This is a genomic window from Pseudomonas aestiva, assembly GCF_039908605.1.
GTDB classification, from domain to species: Bacteria; Pseudomonadota; Gammaproteobacteria; order Pseudomonadales; family Pseudomonadaceae; genus Chryseomonas; species Chryseomonas aestiva.
On record NZ_CP150916.1, the window covers coordinates 3,293,938 to 3,320,651 of the forward strand.

Annotated in this window: 29 protein-coding genes and 1 pseudogene; all 30 read right to left on the reverse strand. The window is 64.1% G+C overall.

Translation table 11 applies throughout. From position 1 onward, the window contains the following. Positions 1 to 12: 12 nt before the first annotated feature. The 30 genes and pseudogenes from fliR to AABM56_RS15435 all read right to left on the reverse strand — a co-directional run bounded on the left by fliR (position 13) and on the right by AABM56_RS15435 (position 26,676). Positions 13 to 789: a flagellar biosynthetic protein FliR gene (fliR, locus tag AABM56_RS15290; protein WP_133862390.1), complete on the reverse strand. Its 777-nt coding sequence runs from the start codon at positions 787 to 789 to the stop codon at positions 13 to 15. Between the two features lie 3 nt (positions 790 to 792). Beyond that, positions 793 to 1,062: a flagellar biosynthesis protein FliQ gene (gene fliQ / locus AABM56_RS15295; protein ID WP_027597972.1), complete on the reverse strand. Its 270-nt coding sequence runs from the start codon at positions 1,060 to 1,062 to the stop codon at positions 793 to 795. 28 nt (positions 1,063 to 1,090) lie between these two features. Then, entirely contained in the window at positions 1,091 to 1,888 is a 798-nt protein-coding gene (gene fliP / locus AABM56_RS15300; RefSeq protein ID WP_133862391.1) for a flagellar type III secretion system pore protein FliP, read from the reverse strand. Further along, entirely contained in the window at positions 1,885 to 2,298 is a 414-nt protein-coding gene (fliO, locus tag AABM56_RS15305; RefSeq protein ID WP_133862392.1) for a flagellar biosynthetic protein FliO, read from the reverse strand. The genes fliP and fliO overlap by 4 nt, the downstream gene beginning before the upstream one ends. Positions 2,299 to 2,301: 3 nt before the next feature. Next, positions 2,302 to 2,757 (reverse strand): flagellar motor switch protein FliN, encoded by a 456-nt coding sequence (gene fliN, locus AABM56_RS15310; RefSeq protein ID WP_133862393.1) that lies wholly within the window; start codon positions 2,755 to 2,757, stop codon positions 2,302 to 2,304. A gap of 56 nt (positions 2,758 to 2,813) precedes the next feature. Beyond that, positions 2,814 to 3,785 (reverse strand): flagellar motor switch protein FliM, encoded by a 972-nt coding sequence (gene fliM, locus AABM56_RS15315; protein ID WP_017642077.1) that lies wholly within the window; start codon positions 3,783 to 3,785, stop codon positions 2,814 to 2,816. Between the two features lie 8 nt (positions 3,786 to 3,793). Beyond that, complete coding sequence (gene fliL / locus AABM56_RS15320; RefSeq protein WP_133862394.1) at positions 3,794 to 4,315, reverse strand: flagellar basal body-associated protein FliL; 522 nt, start codon at positions 4,313 to 4,315, stop codon at positions 3,794 to 3,796. Between the two features lie 119 nt (positions 4,316 to 4,434). Further along, positions 4,435 to 5,835 (reverse strand): flagellar hook-length control protein FliK, encoded by a 1,401-nt coding sequence (locus AABM56_RS15325; protein WP_133862395.1) that lies wholly within the window; start codon positions 5,833 to 5,835, stop codon positions 4,435 to 4,437. A 76-nt stretch (positions 5,836 to 5,911) separates the two neighbouring features. Continuing rightward, a complete protein-coding gene (locus AABM56_RS15330; RefSeq protein ID WP_133862396.1) occupies positions 5,912 to 6,268 on the reverse strand; it encodes an Hpt domain-containing protein in 357 nt (118 codons plus the stop codon). Between the two features lie 44 nt (positions 6,269 to 6,312). Beyond that, complete coding sequence (gene fliJ, locus AABM56_RS15335; protein ID WP_133862397.1) at positions 6,313 to 6,756, reverse strand: flagellar export protein FliJ; 444 nt, start codon at positions 6,754 to 6,756, stop codon at positions 6,313 to 6,315. 6 nt (positions 6,757 to 6,762) lie between these two features. Then, complete coding sequence (fliI, locus tag AABM56_RS15340) at positions 6,763 to 8,109, reverse strand: flagellar protein export ATPase FliI (protein WP_017642072.1); 1,347 nt, start codon at positions 8,107 to 8,109, stop codon at positions 6,763 to 6,765. Further along, positions 8,099 to 8,878 carry a flagellar assembly protein FliH gene (gene fliH / locus AABM56_RS15345; RefSeq protein WP_133862398.1) on the reverse strand — a complete coding sequence of 260 codons (780 nt, stop codon included), beginning with the start codon at positions 8,876 to 8,878 and terminating at the stop codon, positions 8,099 to 8,101. Before fliH ends, fliI begins: the two co-directional genes overlap by 11 nt. Positions 8,879 to 8,945: 67 nt before the next feature. Beyond that, a complete protein-coding gene (gene fliG, locus AABM56_RS15350; protein WP_133862399.1) occupies positions 8,946 to 9,956 on the reverse strand; it encodes a flagellar motor switch protein FliG in 1,011 nt (336 codons plus the stop codon). Next, positions 9,943 to 11,751 (reverse strand): flagellar basal-body MS-ring/collar protein FliF, encoded by a 1,809-nt coding sequence (gene fliF / locus AABM56_RS15355; RefSeq protein WP_133862400.1) that lies wholly within the window; start codon positions 11,749 to 11,751, stop codon positions 9,943 to 9,945. The genes fliG and fliF overlap by 14 nt, the downstream gene beginning before the upstream one ends. A gap of 14 nt (positions 11,752 to 11,765) precedes the next feature. Then, positions 11,766 to 12,107 carry a flagellar hook-basal body complex protein FliE gene (gene fliE / locus AABM56_RS15360; RefSeq protein WP_132832054.1) on the reverse strand — a complete coding sequence of 114 codons (342 nt, stop codon included), beginning with the start codon at positions 12,105 to 12,107 and terminating at the stop codon, positions 11,766 to 11,768. Positions 12,108 to 12,251: 144 nt separating this feature from the next. After that, positions 12,252 to 12,554, reverse strand: a complete 303-nt coding sequence (locus AABM56_RS15365; protein WP_133862401.1) for a ComEA family DNA-binding protein — start codon at positions 12,552 to 12,554, stop codon at positions 12,252 to 12,254. A gap of 59 nt (positions 12,555 to 12,613) precedes the next feature. Continuing rightward, positions 12,614 to 13,528, reverse strand: a complete 915-nt coding sequence (rfbD, locus tag AABM56_RS15370; RefSeq protein WP_133862402.1) for a dTDP-4-dehydrorhamnose reductase — start codon at positions 13,526 to 13,528, stop codon at positions 12,614 to 12,616. Next, the gene (gene rfbC, locus AABM56_RS15375; RefSeq protein WP_133862403.1) at positions 13,525 to 14,061 is read right to left on the reverse strand and encodes a dTDP-4-dehydrorhamnose 3,5-epimerase; all 537 of its coding nucleotides are present in this window, start codon (positions 14,059 to 14,061) and stop codon (positions 13,525 to 13,527) included. Before rfbC ends, rfbD begins: the two co-directional genes overlap by 4 nt. Further along, positions 14,061 to 14,942 carry a glucose-1-phosphate thymidylyltransferase RfbA gene (gene rfbA, locus AABM56_RS15380; protein ID WP_133862404.1) on the reverse strand — a complete coding sequence of 294 codons (882 nt, stop codon included), beginning with the start codon at positions 14,940 to 14,942 and terminating at the stop codon, positions 14,061 to 14,063. The genes rfbC and rfbA overlap by 1 nt, the downstream gene beginning before the upstream one ends. A gap of 72 nt (positions 14,943 to 15,014) precedes the next feature. Then, the gene (gene rfbB / locus AABM56_RS15385; RefSeq protein WP_133862405.1) at positions 15,015 to 16,079 is read right to left on the reverse strand and encodes a dTDP-glucose 4,6-dehydratase; all 1,065 of its coding nucleotides are present in this window, start codon (positions 16,077 to 16,079) and stop codon (positions 15,015 to 15,017) included. 221 nt (positions 16,080 to 16,300) lie between these two features. Beyond that, positions 16,301 to 18,283, reverse strand: coding sequence for a nucleoside-diphosphate sugar epimerase/dehydratase (locus tag AABM56_RS15390; RefSeq protein ID WP_133862406.1), 1,983 nt, complete (start codon positions 18,281 to 18,283; stop codon positions 16,301 to 16,303). A 10-nt stretch (positions 18,284 to 18,293) separates the two neighbouring features. After that, positions 18,294 to 19,343, reverse strand: a complete 1,050-nt coding sequence (locus tag AABM56_RS15395; protein WP_133862407.1) for a glycosyltransferase family 4 protein — start codon at positions 19,341 to 19,343, stop codon at positions 18,294 to 18,296. Beyond that, positions 19,340 to 20,314: an NAD-dependent epimerase/dehydratase family protein gene (locus AABM56_RS15400; RefSeq protein ID WP_263258895.1), complete on the reverse strand. Its 975-nt coding sequence runs from the start codon at positions 20,312 to 20,314 to the stop codon at positions 19,340 to 19,342. The genes AABM56_RS15395 and AABM56_RS15400 overlap by 4 nt, the downstream gene beginning before the upstream one ends. Before the next feature lie 138 nt (positions 20,315 to 20,452). Continuing rightward, positions 20,453 to 20,674, reverse strand: a complete 222-nt coding sequence (locus AABM56_RS15405; protein ID WP_133862409.1) for a hypothetical protein — start codon at positions 20,672 to 20,674, stop codon at positions 20,453 to 20,455. A gap of 245 nt (positions 20,675 to 20,919) precedes the next feature. Continuing rightward, positions 20,920 to 21,207, reverse strand: coding sequence for an integration host factor subunit beta (ihfB, locus tag AABM56_RS15410; protein WP_133862410.1), 288 nt, complete (start codon positions 21,205 to 21,207; stop codon positions 20,920 to 20,922). A 188-nt stretch (positions 21,208 to 21,395) separates the two neighbouring features. Further along, complete coding sequence (gene rpsA, locus AABM56_RS15415; protein ID WP_007160397.1) at positions 21,396 to 23,075, reverse strand: 30S ribosomal protein S1; 1,680 nt, start codon at positions 23,073 to 23,075, stop codon at positions 21,396 to 21,398. Between the two features lie 140 nt (positions 23,076 to 23,215). After that, positions 23,216 to 23,902 (reverse strand): (d)CMP kinase, encoded by a 687-nt coding sequence (cmk, locus tag AABM56_RS15420; protein WP_007160398.1) that lies wholly within the window; start codon positions 23,900 to 23,902, stop codon positions 23,216 to 23,218. A 53-nt stretch (positions 23,903 to 23,955) separates the two neighbouring features. Continuing rightward, a pseudogene (locus AABM56_RS15425) lies at positions 23,956 to 24,825 on the reverse strand (prephenate dehydrogenase/arogenate dehydrogenase family protein); the annotation flags it as partial. A gap of 13 nt (positions 24,826 to 24,838) precedes the next feature. Beyond that, on the reverse strand, positions 24,839 to 25,951 hold the full coding sequence (gene hisC / locus AABM56_RS15430; protein ID WP_133862412.1) for a histidinol-phosphate transaminase: 1,113 nt from the start codon (positions 25,949 to 25,951) through the stop codon (positions 24,839 to 24,841). 113 nt (positions 25,952 to 26,064) lie between these two features. Next, entirely contained in the window at positions 26,065 to 26,676 is a 612-nt protein-coding gene (locus tag AABM56_RS15435; protein WP_133862413.1) for a YitT family protein, read from the reverse strand. Positions 26,677 to 26,714 lie beyond the last annotated feature (38 nt).

Sequence of the window (26,714 nt, forward strand, 5' to 3'; positions counted from 1 at the left end):
GTGGCATATCTCCTAGCGGGCTCGGGCGAGTTCGCGCAGCCACTGCAGCGCCTCGCTAGCGAGACTTTCATAGTGGGAGAGGATGTCGGCGGTGCCGAGCCAGACGATGACCATGCCCAGCACCACGATCAGCGGCATGCCGACGGAAAAGATGTTCAGCTGCGGTGCTGCGCGGGTCATGATGCCGAAGGCGATGTTGACCACCAGCAGCGCGGTGATGGCCGGCAGCACCAGCAGGATACCGGCGCCCAATACCCAGCCCAGCCGCCCGGCGACCTGCCAGAAGTGCTCGACACTCAGGGTATCCCCCACCGGCAGGGTGACGAAGCTTTCGGCGAGGATCTCGAATACCACCAGGTGGCCGTTCATGGCCAGGAACAGCAGCGTCACCAGCATGGTGAAAAACTGGCCCATCACCGGCGCCGAGGCGCCGTTGACCGGGTCGATCATGGACGCGAAGCTCAGGCCCGCCTGGGTCGAGATGATCTGCCCCGCCACCACGAAGACGTGGAAGAACAGCTGCAGGCTGAAGCCCATCACCGCGCCGATGAGGATCTGCTCGACGATCAGCGGCAAAGCCCGGGGGCTGATGGCATCCACCTGCGGCATCGGCGGCAGGGTCGGTACCAGCACCAGACTCAAGGCCAGGGCCAGATACATGCGCACCCGCACCGGGACCAGCGTGGTGCCGATGATCGGCATGGTCATCAACAGCGCGGCGATGCGAAACAGCGGAAACAGGAAGCTGCCGACCCAGCCGCCGATCTGGGCGTCGCTGAGGGCGAGCATGGGCTAGCCGATCAGCCGCGGGATGTTGGCAACCGAGGTCTGGATGAACTCCATCAGCTGCCTGACCATCCAGGGTCCCAGCACGATCAGCGTCAACAGGGTGACGATCAGCCGCGGCAGAAAGCTCAGGGTCTGCTCGTTGATCTGGGTCGCCGCCTGGAACACCGCCACGATCAGGCCAACGATCAGGCTGGGTACCACGAGCACGGCCACCAGCAGCGCGGTTAGCCAGAGGCCCTGGCGAAACAGATCGACGGCGACTTCAGGGGTCATTTCGCTTCTCCACGCAAAGGGGGCACCGCTAGACGGTACCGAAGCTGCTGGCCAGGGTACCCATGATCAGCGCCCAGCCATCCACCAGCACGAACAGCATCAGCTTGAACGGCAGCGAGATGATCATGGGTGACAGCATCATCATGCCCATGGCCATGAGCACGCTGGCGATCACCAAGTCGATGACCAGGAAGGGAATGAAGATCATGAAGCCGATCTGGAAGGCGGTCTTGAGTTCGGAGGTGACGAAGGCCGGCACCAGGATCGACAAGGGCGCCTGATCGGCACTGGGAATGTCGGTGCGCTTGGACAGCCGCATGAACAGGTCCAGGTCCGATTGCCGGGTCTGCCCCAGCATGAAGTCCTTCATCGGCACCTGGGCGCGGGCGATGGCATCCTGGGCACTGAGTTGTTCGTTCAGGTAGGGCTGCACGGCAGTGGTATTGATGCGGTCGAACACCGGCGCCATGATGAACAGCGAGAGAAACAGCGCCATGCCCACCAGTACCTGGTTGGACGGCGTGGTCTGCAGACCCAGCGCCTGACGCAGAATGGCGAAGACGATGACGATGCGGGTGAAGCTGGTCATCAACATGACGAACGCTGGAATGAAGCTCAGCGCCGTCATGATCAGCAGGATCTGCAGGCTGACCGAGTACTCCTGCTGACCCTGGCCGTTGGTACTCAGGGTAATGGCCGGAATCGACAGTGGATTGGCCTGCCCGGCCTGCTGCGCCAGCGCCAGGGGCGCGAACAGCAGCACGGCCAGGCCCAGCAGCCAGCCCAGGGTGCGCCCCAGACCGGCCGGTAGACGCGAAGGAATCATGGTTTCGCCTTGGGATCGCGGCTGATGAGTTCCAGCAGGCGCTGGGCGAATTCCGGCGCCGGCGCCTCGGTCTCGCCGAGTCGCACCGGCTCGCGCAGGCTGTGCAGCGGCGTGATCCGTCCGCCAGCGACGCCGATCAGCAGCTGCTCCTGGCCGACCTGCACCAGCACCAGCCGCTCGCGCGGCCCCAGGTGCTGGGTGGAGATCACCTTGATCACCTGCTGGCCACGCGGCCCCTGCTGCTGCACCCGACGCACCAGCCAGGCCAGACCGAGGATCAGCGCGATCACCAGCAGCAGGCCGAGCAGCAGCTGACCGACCTGCGCCCCCACATCCAGCCCCGGCGAGGTGGCTTCGGCGGCACGCGCGGTCAGGGGCAGGAGACCCAGCGGCAGGAGCAGACTCTTCATGGATCACCGCAGCTTCTTGATACGTTCCGTGGGGCTGATGACGTCGGTCAGGCGGATCCCGAACTTCTCGTTCACCACCACCACTTCACCGTGGGCGATCAGCGTACCATTCACCAGCACGTCCAGCGGCTCGCCAGCCAGACGGTCGAGCTCGATGACCGAGCCCTGGTTGAGTTGCAGCAGGTTGCGAATGGAGATGTCGGTGTGGCCGACCTCCATGGAGATGGTCACCGGGATGTCCAGGATCACATCCAGGTTGGGCCCTTCCATGCCAGTCACTGCCAAACCCCCACTGCTCTGACCAAATTCTTCCACCGGCGCCTTGGGCGGCTTGGGGGCTTCGACCTGGGTACCCTGAGCCATCAGGGCATCGATATCGTCCTGACTGGCATCGCCGGCTTCGGCCAGGGCCGCGGCCCACTCGTCCGCCAGGGCTTGTTCTTCGGGGTTGTCTGCCATCGTGTGGGTCTCGTGCTACGCCGGGCCGCGGCCCGGACGGAAAAAACGGTTTTCGCTCAGCGGCCGCGGCTGACCGGTTCGAGAATCTGCAGGGCCAGGTTGCCCTTGCGTGCGCCCATCTTGACCTTGAAGGTGGGCATGCCGTTGGCTCGCATGAGCATCTCCTCCGGCATTTCCACCGGAATCACGTCGCCTGGCTGCATGTTGAGGATATCGCGGAGTTTGAGTTGGCGCCGGACAACCGTCGCCTCCAGCGGCACGCGCACATCGAGCAGATCCTCGCGCAGGGCCTTGACCCAGCGTTCATCCTGGTCATCCACGTCCGACTGGAAACCGGCATCGAGCATTTCGCGGATCGGCTCGATCATCGAATAGGGCATGGTCACGTGCAGTTCGCCGCCACCGCCATCCAGCTCGATGTTGAAGGTGCTCACCACCACCACTTCGCTGGGACTGACGATGTTGGCCAGCGCCGGGTTGACCTCGGAGTTCATGTATTCGAACTGGCAGTCGAGCATGGCGCCCCAGGCTTCCTTGAGATCGACGAAGCACTGGTCGAGCACCATGCGCACAACGCGCAGCTCGGTGGGGGTAAATTCCCGGCCCTCGATCTTGGCGTGGCGGCCGTCACCGCCAAAGAAGTTGTCCACCAGTTTGAACACCAGCCGGGCATCGAGGATGAACAGCGCGGTACCGCGCAGCGGCTTCATCTTGACCATGTTGAGGCTGGTGGGGACGTACAGCGAATGGATGTATTCACCGAATTTGGTGACCTGCACCCCGCCCACGGAGACGTCGGCCGAACGCCGCAGCAGGTTGAACATGCTGACCCGGGTATAGCGGGCGAAGCGTTCGTTGATCATCTCCAGGGTCGGCATGCGTCCGCGGACGATGCGATCCTGGCTGGTGAGGTCATAGCCCTTGATGGTGCCCGGCTCGGCATCGGTCTCGGTCTCGACGATGCCATCGTCGACCCCGTGCAGCAGGGCATCGATTTCATCCTGAGAGAGCAGATCTTGCACGGCCATGGCGTTACCTATTGCAGGACGAGATTGGTGAACAATACCTGTTCGATGGCAGTCTGGCCGGTCAGTTTCTTCGCCAGCTCCTGAACCTTGCTGGTGGCCTGCTGGCGCAGCATCTCCTTGCCCACCGGCGTCAGGAGGCTGTTGAAGTCCTGGCCGGAAAACAGCATGACCAGCTGGTTGCGGACCTGCGGCAATTGCGCCTTGAGCGCCTCCATTTGCGCCTGGTCGCGCCCCATCAGGGTCACCGTGACCTGCATGTAGCGCTGGCGACCGTCGGCGTTGTAGTTGACCACGAAGGCCGGCACCAGCGCCTGGTAGACCGCCGCCAGGTGCACGGGTGCCGCCGGAGCGGCCGGCGCGGCGTGCTCGGGCTCCGCGCTCTTCTTGCCGAGCAGGAACCAGGTCGCGCCCACCGAGGCGCCAATGACCAGCAGCAGGGCCACGACGATGATGATGATGAGTTTGAGCTTGCCCTTGCCCTTGCCTTCCGCGGCTGCACCCTCTGCCGCAGGGGCCTGCTTCTTCGCCATAAGTGCTCGACCGAATCCTGTGCTGCGCGTCACCCCTGATGGGTGACGCAGCTAACCTATTGATACGAAGGGGATATAGCAGGTGCGGCCGAGGCTGTCACCTGGCAACCAGCGGCCCGTCACGCGTAGTAGTCGACCAGACTGCGCGCCGCGAGCGTCGCCGCGCCACGGGTTTCGGCGACATTCGCCACCGCTTCGTCCTCGCCCCCGCCCGCGCCGCGGCTGCCGCGACGCGAACTATCGCTCTGGCCGCCCTGCTGCGACTGCTGCCAGGCCTGACCGGACGACTGATCGGAAACGTTGACGTTGGCGAGGTTCATGCCCTGCTGGGCGAAGAGTTCGCGCAGGCGCTGGCTGCCGTTGTCCAGCGCTTCGCGCACGTCGGCGTGGGGACTGGCGAAGGTGACCTGGGTCTGGTCCTGGGTCATGTCGATGCGCACCTCCAGCTTGCCCAGTTGCGCCGGCTCCATCTGGATGTCGGCGGTCTTGAGATTCTGGCTGGACATCCACATGACCTTGTCGACCACCGCCTCGCTGAAGTTACCTGCCTGCGGGCTGAGCGGCTGGCCAGGCACCGTGGCCGTGACCGGGCGAGCTGTCGCAGCGGGCGTGCTGAGGGCTTGGGACAGGGCGGTGAGTTTGTCGGCGAAGGCATCGCTCTTGCTCGGTACCGCCGCGTCCTGCCCATCGCCCTTGTCCAGGGTCGCAGCCAGGGCCGCGCTGGCCGCCTGATCCGCCACCTGAGCGGGAGCGCCATCAGCCGGCAGCAAGCCTTGCAGCTGAGTGGCCGCCAGGTTGTTGGCGTTGGTGGCGGCCTTGGCGGCGTCACCCTGGGTCTGGGGTACCTGGCCCAGCAGTTGCGCCAGACCATCGTCCGCGGCCTGCTGCTCGCCGGGCTTGGCCGGAGTGGCCGTAGTGCCCGTGCCGACACCCGGGGTGGTCGTCTGGGCTACGGTTGCCACGGCAGCGCCCAGCAGCGCCGCCGGATCCAGGGCCTGGGCAGTGGCGGTGGCTGCGGCGTCCGCGGCCGTCCCGGTCGGAAGCTGAGGCGTTGCCACAGGTGTAGCTACCGGCTGCGGGAACTGACCGGTCATGCCGAACATGAACAGCGGATCCAGGACCGCGTCCACCGGCGCCTTGGCGTCTTCGCCCTGGGCCACCGGCAAGGTCTTGCCGCTGTCGTCGGTAGCGGCTGCCGACGGCGCGTCGCTCTTGGCGGTGCTGTCGACCTCGGGCTTGGCGTCCGCCGTGCGGTCGTCATTGCTGGAGCGCTTCACCCGGTCATCGCCATCCCGGGCTCGCCCGGGTTCGTTCTTGCGCGCCTGGGTCGGGGCCTTGCTGTCGCTGGTGTCGCGCGGCTTTTCGCTGCGCACCGGCTCACGCGGCTGCTCCTGGGCGAAGACATCGGCGAACCGCTCCTGGGCTGCCGGGCGATACTGGGAAGGGGTCTTGGCCGCCGCCCGGCCGGTACCGGCTGGAGAAGTGGCGGTATTCAAAAGGAAATCGGGCACGACGGCCATGGAGAGCTCCGAACGACGGGTTTCCGGGTATCTAGCAAGTTGCGCGCCAGCTGGAAACGCCAGCGCTTTGACGAGGTCAGCCCGCGTAGCGTTGCCGCTCGACCTTGAACAGAATGCGGACGATGGCGAATTCGCGCTCCATGGCGGAAACGCCCATGGCCAGTTCGGCGGTGGTCGCCCGGCGCCGCGCGCCCTCCTCCACGTCCCGACACAGCTGGGCCAGAGGCGCGGCGCCCATGTTGCCGGCGCTACCCTTGAAGCTGTGCGCCAACTGGCGGACCTGCTCGGCATCGCCACCGATCACGCTGCGCTTGAGTTCGGCGATGCGCTCTTCGCAATCGAGCAGAAAGGTTTCGATGAGATCGACGTACTCCTCCTCCATGCAGTCGCGCAGGGCGTCGAGCGTTTCCGGATCGAGATGGGAGGAAAACATCGGCATTCTCACTGACAAGAAAAGGAACGAAGGCGGGGCCCGGCCTAGATATAGGTCGAGCGCGCCCGCTGGGCGTATTCGTCCATCTGTTTCTGTTCGCGCTTGTCCTCGACCTGGCGCTGCTCTTGGCGATAGCGCTCGACCAGTTTGCGCAGGCCTTCGAGGCGGGCATAGCGCTCCTGCCACTGGGTACGCGCCTTGGCCACCACGTCGCGGTGCCACTGGGCGTTGCGCTCCTGCTGGCCGATCGCCTCTTCCAGCTGGCTGAGAAAGCGCTGATAGCCGATCAGCCACTGCCCGGTGACACCACGGCTGCCATTGACCACCAGGCGCTGCTGGTAATCCTCGCGATAGCGCTGCAATTCACCCAGCTTGAACTCGGCCTGGGCCAGTTGCTGCTGGCATTGCCCCAGGCGCTGGGCGGCGTCGCGCTCGTCGCGCTCGCTCATCTCCACCACCGGACCCAGACGCTCGGCTCTGCCTTTCATGATCTATCAGCCTCCCAATACGGCTTGGAGATTGGCGGAACTCTGCTCCAGCGATTCGCTTTCGCGCAAGCCCTGGCGCAGGAACTGCTGCATGGGCGCATAGCGGGCGATCGCCAGATCCGTTTCGGCATTCCCGCCGGGCACATAGGCACCGACGCTGAGCAGGTCCTTGGCCTGCTGATAGAGCGACCAGAGCTGCTTGACGCGCTGGGCGTTGCGCAGATGCTCCGGGCTGACCACCTGGGGCATGACCCGGCTGATGGACGCCTCGATGTCGATCGCCGGATAGTGCCCTTCCTCGGCCAGCCGCCGCGACAGCACGAAGTGACCATCCAGCACGCCACGCGCCGAGTCGGCGATGGGATCCTGCTGGTCGTCGCCTTCCGAGAGCACAGTATAAAACGCCGTGATCGAACCCCCACCTTTTTCTGCGTTGCCGGCCCGTTCCACCAGGCGCGGCAGCTTGGCGAACACCGACGGCGGGTAGCCCTTGGTCGCCGGCGGCTCGCCGATGGCCAGGGCGATCTCCCGCTGCGCCTGGGCATAGCGGGTCAGGGAATCCATCAGCAGGAGCACGTTCTTGCCCTTGTCGCGAAAGTATTCGGCGATGCGGGTGCAGTACATGGCCGCGCGCAGGCGCAGCAGGGGCGCATCGTCCGCCGGCGAGGCCACGACCACCGCCCGCTTGATGCCCTCCTCGCCCAAGATGTGCTCGATGAATTCCTTCACCTCGCGGCCCCGCTCGCCGATCAGCCCGACCACGATGATCTCGGCCTTGGTCAGCCGGGTCATCATGCCGAGCAGCACGCTCTTGCCCACGCCGGTACCGGCGAACAGGCCGAGACGCTGGCCGCGACCTACCGTCAACAAACCGTTGATGCTGCGGATGCCAACGTCCAGGGGCTCGCTGATGGGTTCGCGCTTGAGCGGGTTGATGGTGGGGCCGTCCATCGGCACCCAGTCTTCGGCGCGCATGCGGCCCTTGCCGTCCAAGGCGTTGCCCAGGCCATCCAGTACGCGCCCCAGCATTGACATGCCCATCGGCAGGCGACCGGTATCCGGCACCGGCACCACCCGGGCGCCGGGCGCGATGCCGGCCAGGCTGCCCACCGGCATGAGAAAGGTCTTGTTGCCGTTGAAGCCCATCACCTCGGCCTCGACCTCCACCGGCTGATAGCCACCGCCATTGATCAGCCGGCAGCGACTGCCGACGGCGGCGCGCAGGCCTTCGGCCTCCAGGGTCAGACCGACCATGCGCAGCAGGCGGCCTTCGATCACCGGCTGCTGCTCCACCCGGATGGCTTCATCGTAGCCGCTGAGGCGGCGTTCGAAACTCAGACGCTCAAGACGCATGGGAGGCATCCTCGATGTCGATGTGCAGATCGGCTTCCTGGGGCTGGGTCGCCTGGTGGCGCTGCTGTTCGGCCAGCTGGGTCAGCGCCTGGGTCAGACGGGTCTCGATGCTGGCGTCGATGACGCTGCTCTCGGTCTCGATCCGGCAACCGCCAGGCATCAGGGTCTCGTCCTCGAGGATGCGCCATTTTTCTTCGTGGCGGTCACGCAAGGCCTTCATCAGCTCGAAGTCCTGGGGGCTGACCTGGATGCGGATGTTCTCGGCACCCATGGGCAGCAGCTTCAGCGCCGTGCGCACCACCTGAACCAACTGACTGGAGTCTAGCGTGAGTTCGCGCTGGATGACTTCGCGGGTGATATGCCGGACCAGCTGCACCATGCCGGCCTCCAGGGCCTGGTCCTGCTCGCCGATGGGATCGAGCAGATGGCTCATCAGGGTTTCCAGGCTGGCGAGGCGAGCGGTCAGCGCCGCCTCGGCTTCCTGGCGCGCCTTGAGCTGGCCGGCATGGTAGCCGTCGCGCTCGCCGGTGCCGAAGCCCTCGTTGTAGGCCTCCTGGCGGATCGCCTCCAGCTCTTCGAGGGTGATCGGCTGGACCTCTTCGACCGGGACCTCTTCGATCTGGGGCTCCGGCTGGGGCTCGGGCTCGGCTGCCGCGGGCACAGGGATTTCTGCAGGCGTGTCGAAGCTGTCGAAGGCTGGCAGTCGCCAGACGTCGAAGGCTTCCAGATCCCGCGCCCTGATCAGTTCGCTCGCCGCTTCTTTGCTCATTACCTGTCCGTCAGAAAACCGCTACTGACCAGACCTTAGCAAAGCACAGGCCAATCCCGGCAAGCCGTCAGACCATTTCCTCGCCACCCTTGCCGCCGAGCACGATCTCGCCGGCGTCGGCCATGCGGCGGGCCACGGCGAGCACCTCTTTCTGCGCCCCCTCCACCTCGGACAGTCGCACCGGCCCCTTGGCTTCCAGGTCGTCGCGCAGCAGCTCGGCCGCGCGCTTGGACATATTGCGGAAGAATTTCTCCTTGATGCCATCGTCGGCGCCCTTGAGCGCCAGCACCAGCACATCCGAGGACACCTCGCGCAGGAGCGCCTGGATGCCGCGATCGTCGACATCGGACAGGTTGTCGAAGACGAACATCAGGTCCTCGATCTGCCCCGACAGATCCTGATCCGCGTCGCGGATCGCGTCCATCAGCGGGCCTTCGACCGAGCTGTCCAGGTAGTTCATGATGTCGGCGGCACGTTTGACGCCGCCCAGGGCGGTACGGGTGGTGCTGGCGCTGCCGGAGAACTGCTTCTCGAGGATCAGGTTCAGCTCCTTGAGCGCCGCCGGCTGCACGGTGTTCAGCGAGGAGACGCGCAGGACGATGTCCAGGCGCACCTTGTGATCGAAGTGGCCAAGGACTTCGGCCGCCTGGTCGGGATCCAGGTAGGCCACCACGATGGCCTGGATCTGCGGGTGCTCGTAGCGAATCACGTCCGCCACCGCCCGCGGCTCCATCCACTTCAGGCTGTCCAGACCGCTGGTGTTGCCACCCAGCAGGATGCGGTCGATCAGGCCGCTGGCCTTGTCCTCGCCCAGGGCCTGGGTGAGCATCTTGCGGATGTAGCCGTCGGCGCCCACGCCCAGACTGGTCTGGTCGCCCACCACCTCGATGAAGTCGCCCAGCACCCGCTCGACCTGTTCGCGGTTGACGTTGCGCATCTGGGCCATGGCGGTACCGACCTTCTGCACCTCCTTGGGCCCCATGTGGCGCAGGATCTGCGCGGCATCGGCTTCGCCCAGCGACAGGAGGAAGATCGCGGCCTTCTCTACCTTGGAAAGTTGCGCTTCATTCGTCGCCATTGATCCAATCCTTCACTACCTGGGCGACACGGCCCGGATCATCGTTGACCAGCTGCTTGATGGCGGTCAGTTGAGCGTCATAGCCCTCGCTCGGGCTCGGCAGCAACAGCGGCGCCGGACCGGCCAGGCTCACCTTGTCGTCGGCCAGATCGTCCGACAGGCCATCCAGACCACCGGCACCCAGGGCACCGGCACCACCGGCAGCGGCCAGGGCAGCGGCGTCCTTGGTGTTGCCACCGGACAGATTCTTCAGCACCGGGCGCAGCACCCCAAAGACTAGCACCAGGATGAAGAGGACGCCGAGGGCCTGCTTGACCACGCCCCAGAACCAGGGCTGCTGGTAGAAGGGAATGCTCTCGATCTCTTCCTGCTGCACCGGGGCGAAGGGCGCGTTGATCACGCTCACGCTGTCGCCACGGCTGGCGTCGAAGCCCACGGCATCCTGCACCAGACGGGTGAAGCGAGCCAGGTCTTCGGGGGTCCAGGGCTGATGGCTGACCTTGCCGGCCGCATCGACCTTGACCTGATCGTCCAGCACCACCGCGACGGAAAGCCGACGCAGACGGCCCTGCTGCTGACGGGTGTAGCTGATGCTGCGGTCCAGCTCGTAGTTACGGGTGTTCTGCTCACGCTTGTCGGTTGGGTACGGCAGGGTCGCCGGCAGGCTGGTCTTGCTGTCGTAGATGTACTGGTCGTTGGCGTCACGCAGCGGCTGGCCGGGAGCGATGTAGTTGGCGCCACCACCCTGGGCACCGGCCTTCTCCGGGGTCGAAGACGGACCGGGCGGCTGGTTGGACAGGGCACCGGGCACGCCCTGGGCGCCGCCGCCGGAAGTCTGACGCTGCTCGCTGTTCTGCTGCTCGCTGCGCAGGGCCGGCTGATCCGGATTGAACTGCTCGGAGGTCGACTCCACGGCATTGAAGTCCACATCGGCGGCCACTTCGGCCTTGAAGCGGCCGTTGCCCAGCACCGGCTGCATGATGTTCTGCACGCGCTGGGTCAGGGAGCCTTCCATCTTGCGGGTGTAGTCCAGTTGCTTGCCGGCGATCGACAGCTCGGAGAGATTCTGCTGGTCGGACAGCAGCTGGCCTTTCTGGTCGACGATGGTGACCTGGGACTTGTCCAGTTCCGGCACGCTGGTGGCGACCAGATTGATGATGGCCATGACCTGACCGGCATCCAGGGTACGGCCGGGATACATCTCGACCAGTACCGAGGCGCTCGGCTTGCGCTCGTCACGGACGAACACCGAACTCTTCGGGATCGCCAGGTGCACCCGGGCGCCCTTGATGTTGTTGAGGCTGGAGATGGTCCGGGCCAGTTCGCCTTCCAGGCTGCGCCGATAGTTGGCCGCCTCCATGAACTGGCTGGTGCCCAGCGGCTGCTCCTTGTCCAGCAGCTCGAAGCCGACATTGCCATCGGAGGCGGTGATGCCGGCCGCGGCCATCTTCATGCGCGCCCGGCCGAGGTCGTCGGACTTGACCAGCAGGGCGCCGGAATTCGGATCGACCTTGTAGCCGATGTCGGCCGCGCCCAGGGCCTGCAGCACCTGATTGGCGTCGAGACCATTCATGCTGGTGTACAGCGGCCGATAGTCCGGCTGCTGGGTCCAGAGCACCACGGCAAAGCCCAGGGCGACGCTGGCGGCCAGGCCGATCAGCAGCCCCATCTGCCGCAGCAGCGGCATGTCGGACAGGTTGTCGAGAAAGCTGAGCCCCAGCAGCGACTTCTTGGGCTTGTCTTCAGCCTCGGGCTTGGTCGTCGGGACGGGTGCGTTGGTGAGAGCTTCAGCCATTTTCTAGACCGTCCTCAAATCGACATTTGCATGATGTCTTGGTACGCCTGAACAAACTTGTTGCGCACCTGGGTCAAGGCCTGCACGGAGACGCTGGCCTTCTGCGAAGCGATCATGACTTGAGTGAGGTCGACGCCGCCCTGCCCCAGCTCGAAGGCCTTGGCCATCTCGCCAGCGGTCTGCTGGGTCTCGTTGACGGAGCCCACGGCCTTGCTGAGCATGTCGGCGAAGCTCGGACCCTGGACCTGCTCCGCGCCGGCAGCCGGAGCTACCACGGCTTTCGACCGGGCCATGGCTTCGGTCTGCATGGAACGCATTTCCAGCATCAACCGATTGAACTCGACACCTTGAACCATTTGCTCTGCTCCTCTGGCACGGGAAATTGACGCCGTACCCACTCGTGTCAGAGATAGAGCAATGCCTGTGCCAGATCCTAAAAATCCAGCCAGAACAATGGCTTGGGAAAAAGGTGCAGAGGGACGGTTAAAGTTTGCCGAAAATCAGTCGACGCTGAGCAGTTCACGGTTGCGCTGCAGCAGGGCCTTGCCGATGCCCTTGACCTCGAGCAACTCGTCCACCGAGGCAAAGGCGCCATGGGCTTGGCGATGGTCGACGATCGCCTGTGCCTTGACGGCCCCTATCCCCCGCAGCCGTTGCAGCGCGGTGACGTCGGCGACATTGATGTTCAGGGGTGCCAGGCTGGCATTCGCGGCAGGTTTGGGTGCAGCACCCGTGCCAGGCTCACAGGCATTGGCCCAGGGACCGAACAGGGCCAGCAACGTCACTATCCAGACGAATCTCATAGAGGAACCTCCCTGTTCCGCTGTTTGATCCGGAGAGCTTAACGCAAAGGGTCAGACGGTCAACTCACCAGAGACCCTGCCTGGGCATGCTCGGTCTGGAGGGCCAGCAGGGTCTGGCGAACGCCCTGGCGCCAGTCGCTCGGCGGGATGCCGAAGTGCTGCTCCAGCGCGCTGGAATCCAGCATGGAATAGGCCGGGCGCTTGGCCAGGGTGGGAAATTCGGACGTGGCGATGCCGGTGATGAGCGGCGCCCGTTCCAGCATGCCTAGCTCCTCGCCGGCATCGATGATGTAGCGCGCGAAGTCGCACCAGCTCAGGCCGCTGTCGCCGCCGAAGTGATAGAGGCCATAGGCCGTCTGCTCAGGCCGGGCTTCGGCCTGGACGGCGATCTGCAACAGCGCATCGGCGATGTGGCCGGCGTAGGTCGGGCAACCCACCTGGTCGCTCACCACCCGCAGTTCGTCACGATCGGCAGCGAGCCGCAGCATGGTCTTGAGGAAGTTGTTGCAGTGCTCGCTGAACACCCAGGCGGTTCTCAGCACCACCGAGCGCGGGCAGGCGGAGAGCACGCGGTTCTCCCCTTCCAGCTTGGTCATGCCGTAGACCCCGGACGGACTGACCGGATCCTCGACCTGATAGGGTTCGGTGGCGGTACCGTCGAACACATAGTCGGTGGACAGGTGCAGCAGGGCGATGCCGGCGGCGCCGCAGGCCTGGGCAAGCACCGCAGGACCTTCGATATTGCCGCGGGCGGCGATCTCGGGTTCCTGCTCGGCCTTGTCGACCGCCGTGTAGGCGGCCGCATTGATCACGACGTCCGGAGCGAACCGCTCGAGATGGCTGGTTACCGAGCCTTCGTCAGCGATATCCAGAGTGGCACGTCCATGGGCCTCCCATGCCAGTTCTGAACGCTGAAGACGATCGGTCAGACAGCGTCCGACCTGACCGTTAGCTCCGGTAACCAGTATCTTCATCTATACAGCTCCGCCAATCGAAGGCCTTGTGCATCTTTGGCGGACAGGATGGGATCCGTTACCCGCCAGTCGATATTCAGATCCGGATCATTCCAGATCAAAGACCCTTCATCAGAGGGATCGTAATAATCTGTGCACTTGTATTCAAAATCAGCGGTTTCCGACAGCACCACGAAGCCGTGGGCCAGGCCCGGCGGTATCCAGAGCTGGCGCTTGTTGTCTTCGGAGAGGATCTCGGCGACCACGTTGCCGAAGGTGGGCGAACCGCGACGGATGTCGACGGCCACGTCCAGCACCTCGCCGCGCACCACGCGCACCAGCTTGCCTTGCGGCTTGCTGCGCTGGAAATGCAGACCACGCAGCACGTTCCGGGCGGAACGCGAATGGTTGTCCTGCACGAACGGCAGGGTGATCCCCGCCTGCTGGGCATAGCGCTCCGCCTGGAAGGACTCCAGGAAGAAGCCGCGGTCGTCACCGAAGACCTTGGGTTCGATCAGCTTGACGTCCGGGATCGCGGTGTCGAAGACCTGCATCAGTCCTGCTCCTTGCACAGCCGCGCCAGGTACTGACCGTAACCGGTCTTGCTCAGGGCTTCGGCCTGCATGGCCATCTGCTCGCAGGTGATCCAGCCCTTCTGGAAGGCGATCTCTTCGAGGCAGGCGACCTTCAGACCCTGACGCTTCTCGATGGTCTGGACGAAGTGGCCGGCTTCCAGCAGGGCGTCGTGGGTACCGGTGTCCAGCCAGGCGAAACCGCGGCCCAGCAGGGAAACGTTCAGCGAGCCACGGCGCAGGTACTCGTTGTTGACGTCGGTGATTTCCAGCTCGCCCCGGGGCGACGGCTTGATGTTGGCGGCGATGTCCAGCACGTCGTTGTCGTAGAAATACAGACCGGTGACGGCATAGTTGGACTTCGGCTTCTTGGGCTTTTCTTCGATGCTCAGGGCCTTGCCCTGCTCGTCGAACTCGACCACACCGAAACGCTCGGGGTCGGCGACGTAGTAGCCGAAGACGGTGGCGCCCTTGTCCACGCTGGCAGCCTTGAGCAGCGTCTCGCTGAAGTGCTGGCCGTAGAAGATGTTGTCGCCGAGGACCAGGCAGACGTTGTCATCGCCGACGAATTCGCGACCGATGATGAAGGCCTGGGCCAGGCCGTCCGGGCTGGGCTGCTCCGCGTAGCTCAGCTGCATGCCGAAGTGGCTGCCGTCGCCGAGCATGCGCTGGAAGCCGGGCAGGTCGGCCGGCGTCGAGATGATCAGGACTTCCTGGATACCGGCCAGCATCAGCACGGACAGCGGATAGTAGATCATGGGCTTGTCGTAGATCGGCAGCGACTGCTTGGACACGCCCAGGGTAATGGGGTGCAAACGGGTACCGGAGCCACCGGCCAGCAGAATTCCCTTGTATTTGCTCATGGCAATCGTCCTCTGAAAATTGACTGTTGCTGTCGGTCGAACACGCCCGCGGGCGTGTCCGCGATAGGATCGTTAAACGGCTTCGCCGAGACGCTCGAGGCGGTAGGCGCCGGACAGTACCCGCTGCCACCACTCACGATTGTTCAGGTACCAGGTTACGGTCTTGCGCATGCCGCTCTCGAAGGTCTCTGCCGGCGTCCAGCCCAGCTCGCGGCCGATCTTGCTGGCGTCGATCGCGTATCTCATGTCGTGACCGGGACGATCCTTGACGAAGGTGATCAGGTCGCGATAGCGCTCGACACCGTCGGGCTTCTGCGGAGCCAGTTCTTCGAGCAGGTCACAGATGGTCTCGACGACCTGCAGGTTGCGTTTCTCGTTGTGGCCACCGATGTTGTAGGTCTCGCCGACCTCGCCCTGGGTCACTACGGTATAGAGGGCGCGGGCATGATCTTCGACGAACAGCCAGTCACGTACCTGGGAGCCGTCGCCATAGATCGGCAGCGGCTTGCCATGGATGGCATTGAGAATGACGTGAGGGATCAGCTTCTCGGGGAAGTGATAGGGACCGTAGTTGTTCGAGCAGTTGGTCACCAGTACCGGCAGGCCGTAGGTCCGACCCCAGGCACGTACCAGATGGTCGCTGCCGGCCTTGCTGGCCGAATAGGGCGAGCTCGGGGAATAGGGCGTAGTCTCGGTGAAGAGGTCGTCGGTACCGTGCAGGTCGCCGTAGACCTCGTCGGTGGAGATGTGGTGGAAACGGAAGGCTGCCTTGGCTTCAGGCGCCAGGTCGTTCCAGTACGCACGGGTCACCTCGAGGATGACGCCGGTGCCGACCACGTTGGTCTGGATGAAGGCGGCAGGGCCCTCGATGGAGCGGTCCACGTGGGACTCGGCAGCCAGGTGCATGACCACGTCGGGCTGGAAGGACGCGAAGACCTGCTGCAGGGCGGCGAAGTCGCAGATGTCCACCTGGTGGAATTCATAGCGGTCGGAGTCGGCGACTTCGGCCAGGGAATCCACGTTACCGGCGTACGTCAGCTTGTCGACGTTGGCAACCTTGCATTGGGTCTCATTGATAAGAAAACGTACCACGGCGGAACCAATGAAACCCGCGCCACCTGTTACCAGTACCTTCATCCTGAATCCTGCCTATATCGATTTGTACATCATCGCGCCCGGCGCTGCGGACGAGACATCGGAGGACGGCGCAGCCATCCCTGGCTTGGGTCACAGCCGCGGCTATGTACCCAAAGACCTGAGTTAAACAGTGGCAGGAAAAGAAAGTTCAGCCTAGCGCTGGGCGGCTGCCGCTTCTGTGCTCGGCTTCAAATCCAGGCTGAAAGAAAGCGTGGACGGGATCACTCGATGGATCTCTTGCCGTGCAGCCAGTCGACGATGTCGCCCTCTGGCGAATAGCCGGCGACGGTGTCGCGCAACAGTTGCCGGACGCGGAGATAATCACCCGCATCGATCGCGCGACTCAGCTCGACGAGGGCTGCCCGGAAGGCATCCCAGGCCAGGAAGTCTTCGCTGGCACGCATGATCTTCGGATGGGAAGTCGGACTCACGTCGTCACCGATGAGCAACTCTTCATAGAGTTTTTCACCGGGTCGCAGCCCGGTGAACTCGATGGCGACATCGCCATGGGGATTGGCCGGCGAGCGGACGCTCAGGCCCGATAGCTTGATCATCTGCTCGGCCAGTTCGACGATGCGTACCGGCTCGCCCATGTCGAGCACGAAGACGTCTCCGCCTTCGCCCATGGCGCCCGCCTGGATGACCAGTTGGGCGGCCTCGGTGATGGTCATGAAGAAACGCGTGATCTTGGGATGGGTGACGGTGACCGGCCCACCCTTGCGGATCTGGGTCCTGAACAACGGGATGACCGAACCGGACGAGCCCAGCACGTTGCCGAATCTCACCATGGTGAAGCGGGTGCGATTGACCTGATGGATACCATCCGTTTGCCCGTGCAGCACGGGCGCCGCCTCGCGACTCAGGGCCTGCAGGATCATCTCGGCCAGGCGCTTGGTACTGCCCATGATGTTGGTGGGCCGTACCGCCTTGTCGGTGGAGATCAGCACGAAACTGGTCACGCCAGCCTGGATGGCCGCCTGGGCGGCATTGAGGGTGCCCAAAACGTTGTTGCCGAAACCCTCGGCAATGTTGTGCTCGACCATGGGCACGTGCTTGTAGGCTGCCGCATGGTAGAGGGTGGCCACCTTCCAGTGCCGCATCACCTGCAGGAGCAGCGGCGCGTTGCGAATGGAGCCCAGCACCGGCACCAGGGTGACCGGCAGCGCTTCGCGCTGGATATAGGTCTCCAGCTCACGGTGGATGCTGTAGAGGTTGAATTCGGCGTGGTCGAGCAGGATCAGGGTGCGCGGTTTCTGGCCAATGATCTGCCGGCACAGCTCGGAGCCGATGGATCCCCCTGCCCCGGTCACCATCACCACCTGGGCGGTGATGCAACGGGCGAACAGCTCGGGCCGGGGCGTCACCGGATCCCGTCCCAGCAGATCGGCGATATCGACCTCCTGGAGGTCGTCCACCTGTACCTTACCGCAGGCCAGGTCGCTGATCCGCGGCACGGTTCTGACGTGCAGCGGATAGGGTTCCAGCAGACCGAGAACCTCACGCCGCCGTGCACGAGTAGCGGACGGGATCGCCAGAAGGATCTCCTCGGCGCCCGTTTCATCGATCATCTGCTGGATGTGTTTGGGGGTGTAGACCTTGAGACCGGCAATGATGCGATTCGCGATGCTCTTGTCATCGTCGATGAAGGCCACCGGACGCATGGCCCGGCCCATGCGCAGCGCCGCGACCAGCTGATTGCCCGCCGAGCCGGCGCCGTAGATGGCGACCCGTGGCAGTTCGTCCGGCTGTTTGATGAAGGGCACGGTAATGGCGCGATACCAGTCGCCCAGGAAATACTGGCGCAGCGCGAGACGCAGGCCGCCGATCAGGATCAGGCTGACGATCCAGTAGTTGAAGATCATCGAACGCGGAACGATCTCCGGCAGGTCGCGATACCAGTAGATGACTACCGACAGCAGCAGCGTCGACAGCGTCACCGCCTTGGCGATGGCGATCAGGGCGTCGTTGCCCAGGTAGCGCATGACCGCGCGATACATCCCGAAGCGGATGAACAGGGGAATGGCGATGGCCGGCGCAGTGATGAACAGCCAGGCGTGCCCGCTGAAGGGCTCGATCATCTGCACGGAACCCAGGCGCAGATAGAAGGCCAACCAGAGCGAGAGCCAGATCAGCAACAGGTCGACCGCGACCTGGATGACTCTCTTGGTACGCCGGTTCAGCTTGACCAGATGGTCACGCAACATGTCAGTGTCCCTAATCCCTGAATCCGGTGGACTGCGCAGCCATGGCTACCTCATCGGTCCCAGCATGGTATCGAAGGGCCAGGCAAAGCAAAGGCCCATAGGCAAGCAAGAGCCCCAGTATGGCACTTAAAAGCCCCAGCCCCACCAGCAAAGCGATAGGCAGCAACCAGAACAGGTTGATGGCGAGTACCGTCAGGGTCACCGGGCGATGGGCGCCATGCTGACGGGAGGCCCACTGATAGGCGTGGGTGCGATGAGCCTCGTAGGGCTTCTTGCCCCGGCTCAGCCGCCGCAACAGGGTCCAGGTCGCATCGACCACGAAGACGCCGAGCAGGATCAGCCAGGCCCAGAACAGCGACAGCTCCACCAGTGCCGCCTGCAACGACAGCATGCCGAGAATCAGACCGAGAAAGCCACTGCCGACATCACCCATGAAGATGCGCGCTGGCGGAAAATTCCAGCATAGGAAGCCACCCACGGCCGCCGCCAGGAGCAGGGGTGCGCCCAGCAAGGCGCCCTGGCCGGTCACGGCATAGATCAGCGCCATGCCCAGACAGACGACGAGCGCCTCGACGCCGGCGATACCATCGATACCGTCCATGAAGTTGTAGAGATTAAGCAGCCAGACCAGATAGAGGACGCCAAGGGTCATCACCAGCCAGCCGGGCAGCCCCAGAACAGCGGACAGCTGCGCAGGAAGCGCGCCATAGCCGCCCAGCCACAGCAGGGCAGCGAGCGCCGCCAGGAAGTGACCCAGCAGACGCCAGCCGGCGCCCACGTGCCGATGATCGTCGACGAAGCCGAGCACTGCCACCAGCAGCCCCGCTCCTATCAGGACGCCGCAGGAAGCCGGATCAAGCTGCCCCAGCAGTCGCAGCACCACACAGCCGAGCACGAACACCACGACGATCGCCAGGCCGCCGCCTCGAGGCGTCGCCACCTGGTGCGAACTGCGCGCGTTGGGTTCGTCGAGCAGGCCTCCGGACAGGGCATAGCGGCGCAGCGCCGCCGTGCCGAGCCAGCTGCAGCCGCCAGCCAGGAGCAACAGGAACAGCATCATTTCCGACCCTCCGCACCGGCCCGTTGCGCGCCCAGCGCACGCAAGGCAGCCCGCGCCGACAGCGGGGGCTGCCAGCCCAGCAAGGTCTTGGTGGGCCGGATGTCGACCTGCAGCGACCCACAGAGACGTTGCGCCACCTCGCCCCGCCCCAGCAATCTGGCGCCCCATTCGAGCCAGGCGGACGGAACGGCGATCAGCCGGGGTTTCTGACCCAGGCCTTCGGCCAGCGATTCGAGCAGCTCGGCGGTGGAGAGATCTTCATCGTCGCTGACCAGCAGGATGGCCCCGGCCGCCTTGGGCGCCGCGATGCACAGGATCAACAGATCGAGCAGATTCTCCAGCGCGAGCAGACTGCGCCTGTTGTGCCGAACGCCCCCCAGTGGCAGCGGTACGCCCCGCGCCAGGGTGTCCAGCAGACGGGCCACATTGGCCTTTACCCCAGGCCCGTAGATCAGTGGTGGACGCACGATGACCACTTCCAGCCCGGTCTCGGCCATCAGCGCCAGCAGCTGCTGTTCGGCAGCGGCCTTGGAACGCGCGTAGGCATCGGTGGGTGCGGGCAGATCGTCAGCGCGAAAGGGCTTGCCGGGAAGGGTCCAGTCACCATTGACCTTGATGCTGCTGACGAAGATGAAGCGACGGACGCCGGCAGCCTGGGCATCCCGGGCCAGCTTGAGGGTTGCCGCCCGATTCACCTCATCGTAGCGAGCCTCGCTGACCACGCCTGGCTGCTCGCCCAGCTGATGGACCCGGGCGGCGAGATGGATGACGGCATCCACCCCTGCCAGGGGCGCGGACCAGTCGGTATCGGCGGACAACTCACGGATCACCGGAATCACCTCGCCCGCGATCGAGGCAGCTGCCGGCTGGCGCTGCGCGGCGACCACCGGATACCCCTTGGCCTGTAGCTGCCGAACCAGGGCTGCGCCGACGAAGCCCCCCGCCCCAGTCACCAGAATCTTGCGTTCCATCAATGCGTTGCGCCGTGCCAGTCAGCCAGGAAAGGGCGCTTATGGTAAGACATTGCCCCGCGAGGGCCTAGCCACGCAGAACGCAGGCATAAAAAAGCCCGCCGAACCTGAGCTCGGCGGGCCGAAAAACTTGAGAACCTAGAAGGTCTTGGCGGAAGCCTGGACTTCGACGGCCTGGAAGCGAGCGGTCGGCTGGCCAACGTAGTGGCGCGAGAAGCTCTCGACGCGCTGAGCGGGCTGCAGGAACAGGGCAACCATCCAGCTACCGGCCAGAGCGGCTACAGCGAGGAAGGGATGACCGAGGTGCATGCTGGTGAAGCAGGCGGCGATACCGATCCAGATGAAAAGATAGTGGCGCATGACAACTTCCTCACTCGGCGTGGACTACGAGGTCACCCAAGACCTTATGTGAAGGAAGTCTCATACAAAAATCGGAACCCGTCTACAAAAATATCAAAACGGCTTGACTTTTTTTGTAAACGTCAAAATACCGATACCAACCTTATGAATAACGCTTTTTTGACGACTTCGAGCTAGCCAAAAAAACAAGGAAAATCAAACTCTTGTCGGGCAGATAGAGAAAAGACCGGCAGTGGACGACGGCTTTATGGCTCCAGCTCGTTGACCCTGTCCCGCAGCTCCTTGCCTGGTTTGAAGTGCGGAACGAACTTGCCGTCCAGCAGTACCGACTCGCCGGTCTTGGGATTGCGCCCCGTACGGGGTTCGCGATAGTGCAGCGAAAAGCTGCCGAAGCCGCGGATTTCGATACGGTCTCCAGTGGAAAGTGCCTGGGCCATCTGCTCCAGCATGGTCTTGATCGCCAGTTCGACATCCCTGGACGACAACTGCCCCTGATAGGAAACGATGCGCTCGATCAACTCCGACTTGGTCATGGATTTTTTCCTTCGTTATCAAGCGGCTAGATCACCTCCAAGGACTTTTAGCACGCCGACGGATTTTTGAAAAGTCAAGCGGGCGACTTTGGTCCCGGCAACTTTTTACGGGCCATGACCACCCTGCCCACTTTTCGCCAGCCAAAAAAAAGCGACCCCGAAGGGTCGCCTTTTATTCAAGCTCGAACTTAGTTCTGGCTTTCCATCTGCGCCTTGATCAGGTCGCCGATGGTGGTGGGGCCAGCAGCAGGCTCTTGCTTGCTACGCAGGGAGCTCATGGCTTCCTTCTCGTCGTCAACGTCCTTGGACTTGACGGAGAGGCTGATCACGCGGCTCTTGCGATCGATGCTGATGATCTTGGCTTCGACTTCGTCGCCTTCCTTCAGCACGTTACGGGCGTCTTCGACGCGGTCACGGCTGATTTCGGACGCCTTCAGGACGCCTTCGATCTCGTTGGCCAGGGTGATGACAGCGCCCTTGGCATCGACTTCCTTGACGGTACCGCGCACGATGGTGCCTTTCTCGTTCAGGGAGGCGTAGTTGGAGAACGGATCGTCTTCCAGCTGCTTGATGCCCAGGGAGATGCGCTCGCGCTCCGGGTCAACGGACAGGATCACGGTGTCCAGCTCGTCACCCTTCTTGAAGCGACGCACGGCTTCTTCGCCGGTTTCGTTCCAGGAGATGTCGGACAGGTGTACCAGGCCGTCGATGCCGCCTTCCAGACCAATGAAGATACCGAAATCGGTGATCGACTTGATGGTGCCGGAGATGCGGTCGCCCTTGTTGAACTGACCCGAGAACTCTTCCCACGGGTTGGCGCGGCACTGCTTGATGCCCAGGGAGATACGACGACGCTCTTCGTCGATATCCAGAACCATGACTTCCACTTCGTCGCCGACCTGAACGACCTTGGACGGGTGGATGTTCTTGTTGGTCCAATCCATTTCGGACACGTGCACCAGGCCTTCCACGCCCTCTTCCAGCTCGGCGAAGCAGCCGTAGTCGGTGAGGTTGGTGACGCGCGCCTGAACGCGGGTGCCTTCCGGGTAGCGGGCCTTGATGGCGACCCACGGATCTTCGCCCAGCTGCTTCAGACCCAGGGAGACGCGGTTGCGCTCGCGGTCGAATTTCAGCACCTTGACGTCGATCTCGTCGCCGACATTGACGATTTCCGACGGATGCTTGATGCGCTTCCAGGCCATGTCGGTGATGTGCAGCAGGCCGTCTACGCCGCCCAGGTCGACGAACGCACCGTAGTCGGTGAGGTTCTTGACGATACCCTTGACTTGCTGGCCTTCCTGCAGGGATTCCAGCAGGGCTTCACGCTCGGCGCTGTTCTCGGCTTCCAAGACGCTGCGACGGGAAACGACAACGTTGTTGCGCTTCTGGTCCAGCTTGATGACCTTGAACTCGAGTTCCTTGCCTTCCAGGTGAGTGGTGTCACGCACCGGACGGACATCGACCAGGGAGCCCGGCAGGAACGCGCGGATGCCGCTGACGTCGACGGTGAAACCGCCCTTGACCTTGCCGTTGATGACACCCTTGACCACTTCGTCGGCGCTGAACGCGGCTTCCAGGACCAGCCAGGATTCGGCGCGCTTGGCCTTTTCGCGAGACACTTTGGTTTCGCCGAAACCGTCTTCGACGGCATCCAGGGCTACGTGGACTTCGTCACCCACGTTGATGGTCAGCTCGCCTTGTTCGTTGTAGAACTGCTCGAGCGGAACCAGGCCTTCGGATTTCAGGCCGGTATCGACCACAACCCAGTCGCCATCGATCGACACCACGGTGCCGACGATGATGGCGCCCGGCTGCATGTCGAGGGATTTCAGACTTTCTTCAAAGAGTTCTGCGAAGCTTTCGCTCATGTTCATACCTGTTGTATGGATACCCGATGTATCCGGCTACCGCATGACCAGCCCATGCGGGGTGAGTGGTTACCATCCGGCTGCCGGGATGCGACTGGTTCCCGGTAGCTTTCACCGACGACTCGGATGAGTCTCGGCCTTCATCCCGCCAGGTCGCGCTCGGCGGCCAGGGTCAGGATGCGTTCCAATACCTGTTGTATGGAGAGATGCGTGGAATCCAGCTCGACGGCATCGTCGGCCGGCTTGAGCGGAGCAACGCTACGCTGACTATCGCGGGCGTCCCGCTCACGGATCTCTTCCAGGAGGGCAGGCAAGCTAACATTTTCGCCCTTCTGCTTCAACTGAAGATAACGCCGCTGTGCTCTTTCCTCGGCACCGGCGGTCAGAAAGATCTTCAGCTCGGCGTCCGGAAACACCACGGTGCCCATGTCACGGCCATCGGCGACCAGACCGGGCGCCTCGCGGAACGCCTGCTGGCGCTGCAGCAGGGCATCGCGCACGGCGGGCAGGGTAGCGACCTGGGAGGCGCCGGCGCCGACTTCCTCGGTACGGATGACGTCGGTGACGTCCTCCCCTTCGAGGATGATGCGCTGGCCGTGCTCATGCCCGGCAAGGAACTGGACGTCCAGGTGGGCCGCCAGCAACTTGAGCGATTCCTCGTTGGTGTAGTCAACGCCATGGTTGCGGGCGGCGAAGGCCAGCAAGCGGTAGAGCGCGCCGGAATCCAGCAGATTCCAGCCCAGCTGGCGGGCAACCAGCGCCGCGAGGGTGCCCTTCCCCGAACCGCCGGGGCCATCGAGGGTGATGACGGGTGCGGTACTGCTCATGAGTGCCCCTCCGTAAGAGATTGATGGACGGCGACCTGAGCGCCGGCCTGGGTACGACTGGCGAGGATGCGCCCGAAATATTCGCGCGCGCCGCGGGCATGGGTCAGCACCTCCATGAGGAACTGACCATCGCCGGCCTGGATGGCGCCGCGCAGCTCGTCGAGATCGGCGCGATAGGTGTCCAGGGCCTGCAGCACGGCTTCACGATTGGCGATGAAGATGTCGTGCCACATGGTCGGATCGCTGCCGGCGATGCGGGTGAAGTCGCGGAAACCGCCAGCAGCGTAATGGAAGATCTCGCGGTTCTCGCTGCGCTTGGCCAGGGAATCCACCAGATTGAAGGCCAGCAGGTGCGGCAGGTGGCTGGTGGCAGCGAGGACCTGGTCATGATGCTCGACGGTCATGTGTTCGACATCGGCCCCTATGGCGCGCCAGAGCCGGTCGACCTTGTCCAGATCGGACGGCAGGGTCTCTTCCAGTGGCGTGAGGATGACCTTGTGCCGATTGAACAGCGCCGCGTTGGCTGCCGTGACGCCGCTGCGCTCGGAGCCGGCGATGGGATGACCCGGCACGAAGCGCAGCGACTGGCCGGCGAAGGCCTGGCGAGCGGCGCGCACCACGTTGCCCTTGGCGCTGCCGACGTCGGTGAGGATGGCACCCTGCAGCGGCAAGGCCGCGAGATCGGCCAGCACGCGCTCCATGGCCAGGATGGGCACGGCGAGCTGGATGACGTCGGCACCCGGGCAGGCATCGTCCAGCTCGGCGACGCAGCGGTCGACCACACCCAGTTCGACCGCCAGCCGGCGGGTCTCGGGATCGCGATCGACCCCGACCACCTCACGACAGAGACCACTGGCGCGAGCGCCCTTGGCGAAGGAGCCGCCGATCAGGCCCAGGCCGACAACGACGAGACGGTCGATCAGAAGGGTGGCCACTTCAGCCACGACCCAGGACCTTGCTCAGCGCCGTCAGGAAACGGGCATTTTCCGCTTCGGTGCCGATGGAGACGCGCAGGAAGGTCGGCATGCCATAGCCGGCGACGGGCCGCACGATGACGCCCTCCTGCAGCAGCCCCTGGTTGATCGGCGCGGCGTCGCGCCCCAGGTCCACGGCGATGAAATTGCCACGGGAAGGAATCCACGCCAGGCCGAGGTCGCGGAAACCGGCTTCCAGCTGGGCCATGCCCGCATCGTTGAGGGCCCGACTGCGGGCCAGGTAGTCGCTGTCGGCCAGGGCCGCACAGGCCGCGGCCTGGGCCAAGCTATTGACGTTGAACGGCTGGCGCACCCGATTGAGGACGTCGGCCACGATCGGCGAGGAGAAGGCATAGCCGACGCGCAGGGCGGCCAGGCCATAGGCCTTGGAGAAGGTACGCGAGACGACGAGGTTGGGGTACTGGGCAAGGAATGCCAGGCCGTCCGGCAGCTCGTCGCCCTCGGCGTATTCGATATAGGCCTCGTCCAGTACCACCAGGACGTGCTCGGGTACGCGGGCGAGGAAGAGTGCCAGGGCCTCGCCGTCGAACCAGGTGCCGGTAGGGTTGTTGGGATTGGCGATGAAGACCACCCGGGTTTCGGCATCGATGGCGGCGAGCATGGCGTCGAGGTCATGCCCGTAGTCCTTGGCCGGGACGCTGCGGCCTTCGGCGCCGATGGCCAGGGTCACCAGCGGATAGACGGCGAAGGCATGCTCGCTGAACACGGCGTTGTAGCCGGGCGCCAGATAGGCCCGGGCGACCAGTTCGAGGATGTCGTTGGAGCCGTTGCCCAGGGTGATGCCAGGGGCGGCCACACCGAATCTCTGGCTGAGGGCCTGCTTGAGGTCGAAGCCGCCGCCATCCGGATAGCGGGTCAGCTCGGCCAGTTCGGCACGAATGGCTTCGAGGGCCTTGGTGCTGGGGCCGAGCGGGTTCTCGTTGCTGGCGAGCTTGACGATGCTGGCCGGTGCCATGCCCAGTTCACGGGCCAGTTCATCGACAGGCTTGCCAGGCACGTAGGGCGAAAGTTTCTGTACGCCGGGAAGGGCTTGTGCCAGGAAATCGCAGCTCATGGAGACCTCTTCAACTTGCAATGACGACGGTCGGGCCGCCGAAAATGGGCGCCATCTTAAAGCCAAGGCGGGTCGCGGACCAATCGAAGTTGCGCCTGCGCGACGGAAAGCCCCTAGCTGATGGCGCTGTAACGCCCGGGCCGATGGTTGATCGCCAGGGTCAGATTGAGGATCACGGCGCCCAGGATCGAGACGAGGATGGCGCCGGGCTCGACGACCCACAGCGCCAGAAGGACGATCAGGCAATCGATGCCCATCTGCACCTTGCCCGCTCGCCAGCCATAGCGCTGCTGCAGATAGAGCACGGCAATGTTGATGCCGCCGAGGCTGGCCTGATGACGGAAGAGGATCAGCAGCCCCACGCCCATCAGGACGCCGCCCATCACCGCGGCATAGAGGGGTTGCAGTGCGCTGAAAGCGATGAAGTGCGGGGTCAACTCGGTCAGCAGCGACACCAGGGTCACGGCCGCCAGGGTCCGCAGGGTAAAGGCCCAGCCCATGCGCCGCACGGCCAGCCAGTAGAACGGCAGGTTGATGAGAAAGAACGCCTGACCGAAGGAGAGGCGCGTGCCGTACTGGGCGAGAAAGGCCAGGCCTGCGGTACCGCCGGTGAGCAGGCCGGCCTGGCGATAGAGGTTGACCGCCAGGGCGATCATCAGGGTCGCGCTGAGCAAGGCCAGCACATCTTCGAGCAGATTGTGCCGTTGGGGAGTCACGGAGGTCATGGGGCCATCCTGGCGCGAGGGGAAGCCGACCCCGACGT

Coding starts and splice junctions, on each gene's coding strand:
- fliL (WP_133862394.1), bottom strand. CDS start 4,315: ATGGCGAAGAAGCAGGCCCCTGCGGCAGAGGGTGCAGCCGCGGAAGGC.
- fliP (WP_133862391.1), bottom strand. CDS start 1,888: ATGATTCCTTCGCGTCTACCGGCCGGTCTGGGGCGCACCCTGGGCTGG.
- fliO (WP_133862392.1), bottom strand. CDS start 2,298: ATGAAGAGTCTGCTCCTGCCGCTGGGTCTCCTGCCCCTGACCGCGCGT.
- fliF (WP_133862400.1), bottom strand. CDS start 11,751: ATGGCTGAAGCTCTCACCAACGCACCCGTCCCGACGACCAAGCCCGAG.
- ihfB (WP_133862410.1), bottom strand. CDS start 21,207: ATGACCAAGTCGGAGTTGATCGAGCGCATCGTTTCCTATCAGGGGCAG.
- rfbB (WP_133862405.1), bottom strand. CDS start 16,079: ATGAAGGTACTGGTAACAGGTGGCGCGGGTTTCATTGGTTCCGCCGTG.
- AABM56_RS15395 (WP_133862407.1), bottom strand. CDS start 19,343: ATGATGCTGTTCCTGTTGCTCCTGGCTGGCGGCTGCAGCTGGCTCGGC.
- fliN (WP_133862393.1), bottom strand. CDS start 2,757: ATGGCAGACAACCCCGAAGAACAAGCCCTGGCGGACGAGTGGGCCGCG.
- fliH (WP_133862398.1), bottom strand. CDS start 8,878: ATGAGCAAAGAAGCGGCGAGCGAACTGATCAGGGCGCGGGATCTGGAA.
- hisC (WP_133862412.1), bottom strand. CDS start 25,951: ATGAGCTGCGATTTCCTGGCACAAGCCCTTCCCGGCGTACAGAAACTT.
- AABM56_RS15365 (WP_133862401.1), bottom strand. CDS start 12,554: ATGAGATTCGTCTGGATAGTGACGTTGCTGGCCCTGTTCGGTCCCTGG.
- AABM56_RS15435 (WP_133862413.1), bottom strand. CDS start 26,676: ATGACCTCCGTGACTCCCCAACGGCACAATCTGCTCGAAGATGTGCTG.
- fliG (WP_133862399.1), bottom strand. CDS start 9,956: ATGGCGACGAATGAAGCGCAACTTTCCAAGGTAGAGAAGGCCGCGATC.
- fliQ (WP_027597972.1), bottom strand. CDS start 1,062: ATGACCCCTGAAGTCGCCGTCGATCTGTTTCGCCAGGGCCTCTGGCTA.
- rfbD (WP_133862402.1), bottom strand. CDS start 13,528: ATGAAGATACTGGTTACCGGAGCTAACGGTCAGGTCGGACGCTGTCTG.
- AABM56_RS15400 (WP_263258895.1), bottom strand. CDS start 20,314: ATGGAACGCAAGATTCTGGTGACTGGGGCGGGGGGCTTCGTCGGCGCA.
- rfbC (WP_133862403.1), bottom strand. CDS start 14,061: ATGCAGGTCTTCGACACCGCGATCCCGGACGTCAAGCTGATCGAACCC.
- fliM (WP_017642077.1), bottom strand. CDS start 3,785: ATGGCCGTGCAAGATCTGCTCTCTCAGGATGAAATCGATGCCCTGCTG.
- fliR (WP_133862390.1), bottom strand. CDS start 789: ATGCTCGCCCTCAGCGACGCCCAGATCGGCGGCTGGGTCGGCAGCTTC.
- AABM56_RS15405 (WP_133862409.1), bottom strand. CDS start 20,674: ATGCGCCACTATCTTTTCATCTGGATCGGTATCGCCGCCTGCTTCACC.
- AABM56_RS15325 (WP_133862395.1), bottom strand. CDS start 5,835: ATGGCCGTCGTGCCCGATTTCCTTTTGAATACCGCCACTTCTCCAGCC.
- cmk (WP_007160398.1), bottom strand. CDS start 23,902: ATGAGCAGTACCGCACCCGTCATCACCCTCGATGGCCCCGGCGGTTCG.
- fliE (WP_132832054.1), bottom strand. CDS start 12,107: ATGGTTCAAGGTGTCGAGTTCAATCGGTTGATGCTGGAAATGCGTTCC.
- fliJ (WP_133862397.1), bottom strand. CDS start 6,756: ATGAAAGGCAGAGCCGAGCGTCTGGGTCCGGTGGTGGAGATGAGCGAG.
- fliI (WP_017642072.1), bottom strand. CDS start 8,109: ATGCGTCTTGAGCGTCTGAGTTTCGAACGCCGCCTCAGCGGCTACGAT.
- rpsA (WP_007160397.1), bottom strand. CDS start 23,075: ATGAGCGAAAGCTTCGCAGAACTCTTTGAAGAAAGTCTGAAATCCCTC.
- rfbA (WP_133862404.1), bottom strand. CDS start 14,942: ATGAGCAAATACAAGGGAATTCTGCTGGCCGGTGGCTCCGGTACCCGT.
- AABM56_RS15330 (WP_133862396.1), bottom strand. CDS start 6,268: ATGTTTTCCTCCCATCTCGATCCGGAAACGCTCGACGCCCTGCGCGAC.
- AABM56_RS15390 (WP_133862406.1), bottom strand. CDS start 18,283: ATGTTGCGTGACCATCTGGTCAAGCTGAACCGGCGTACCAAGAGAGTC.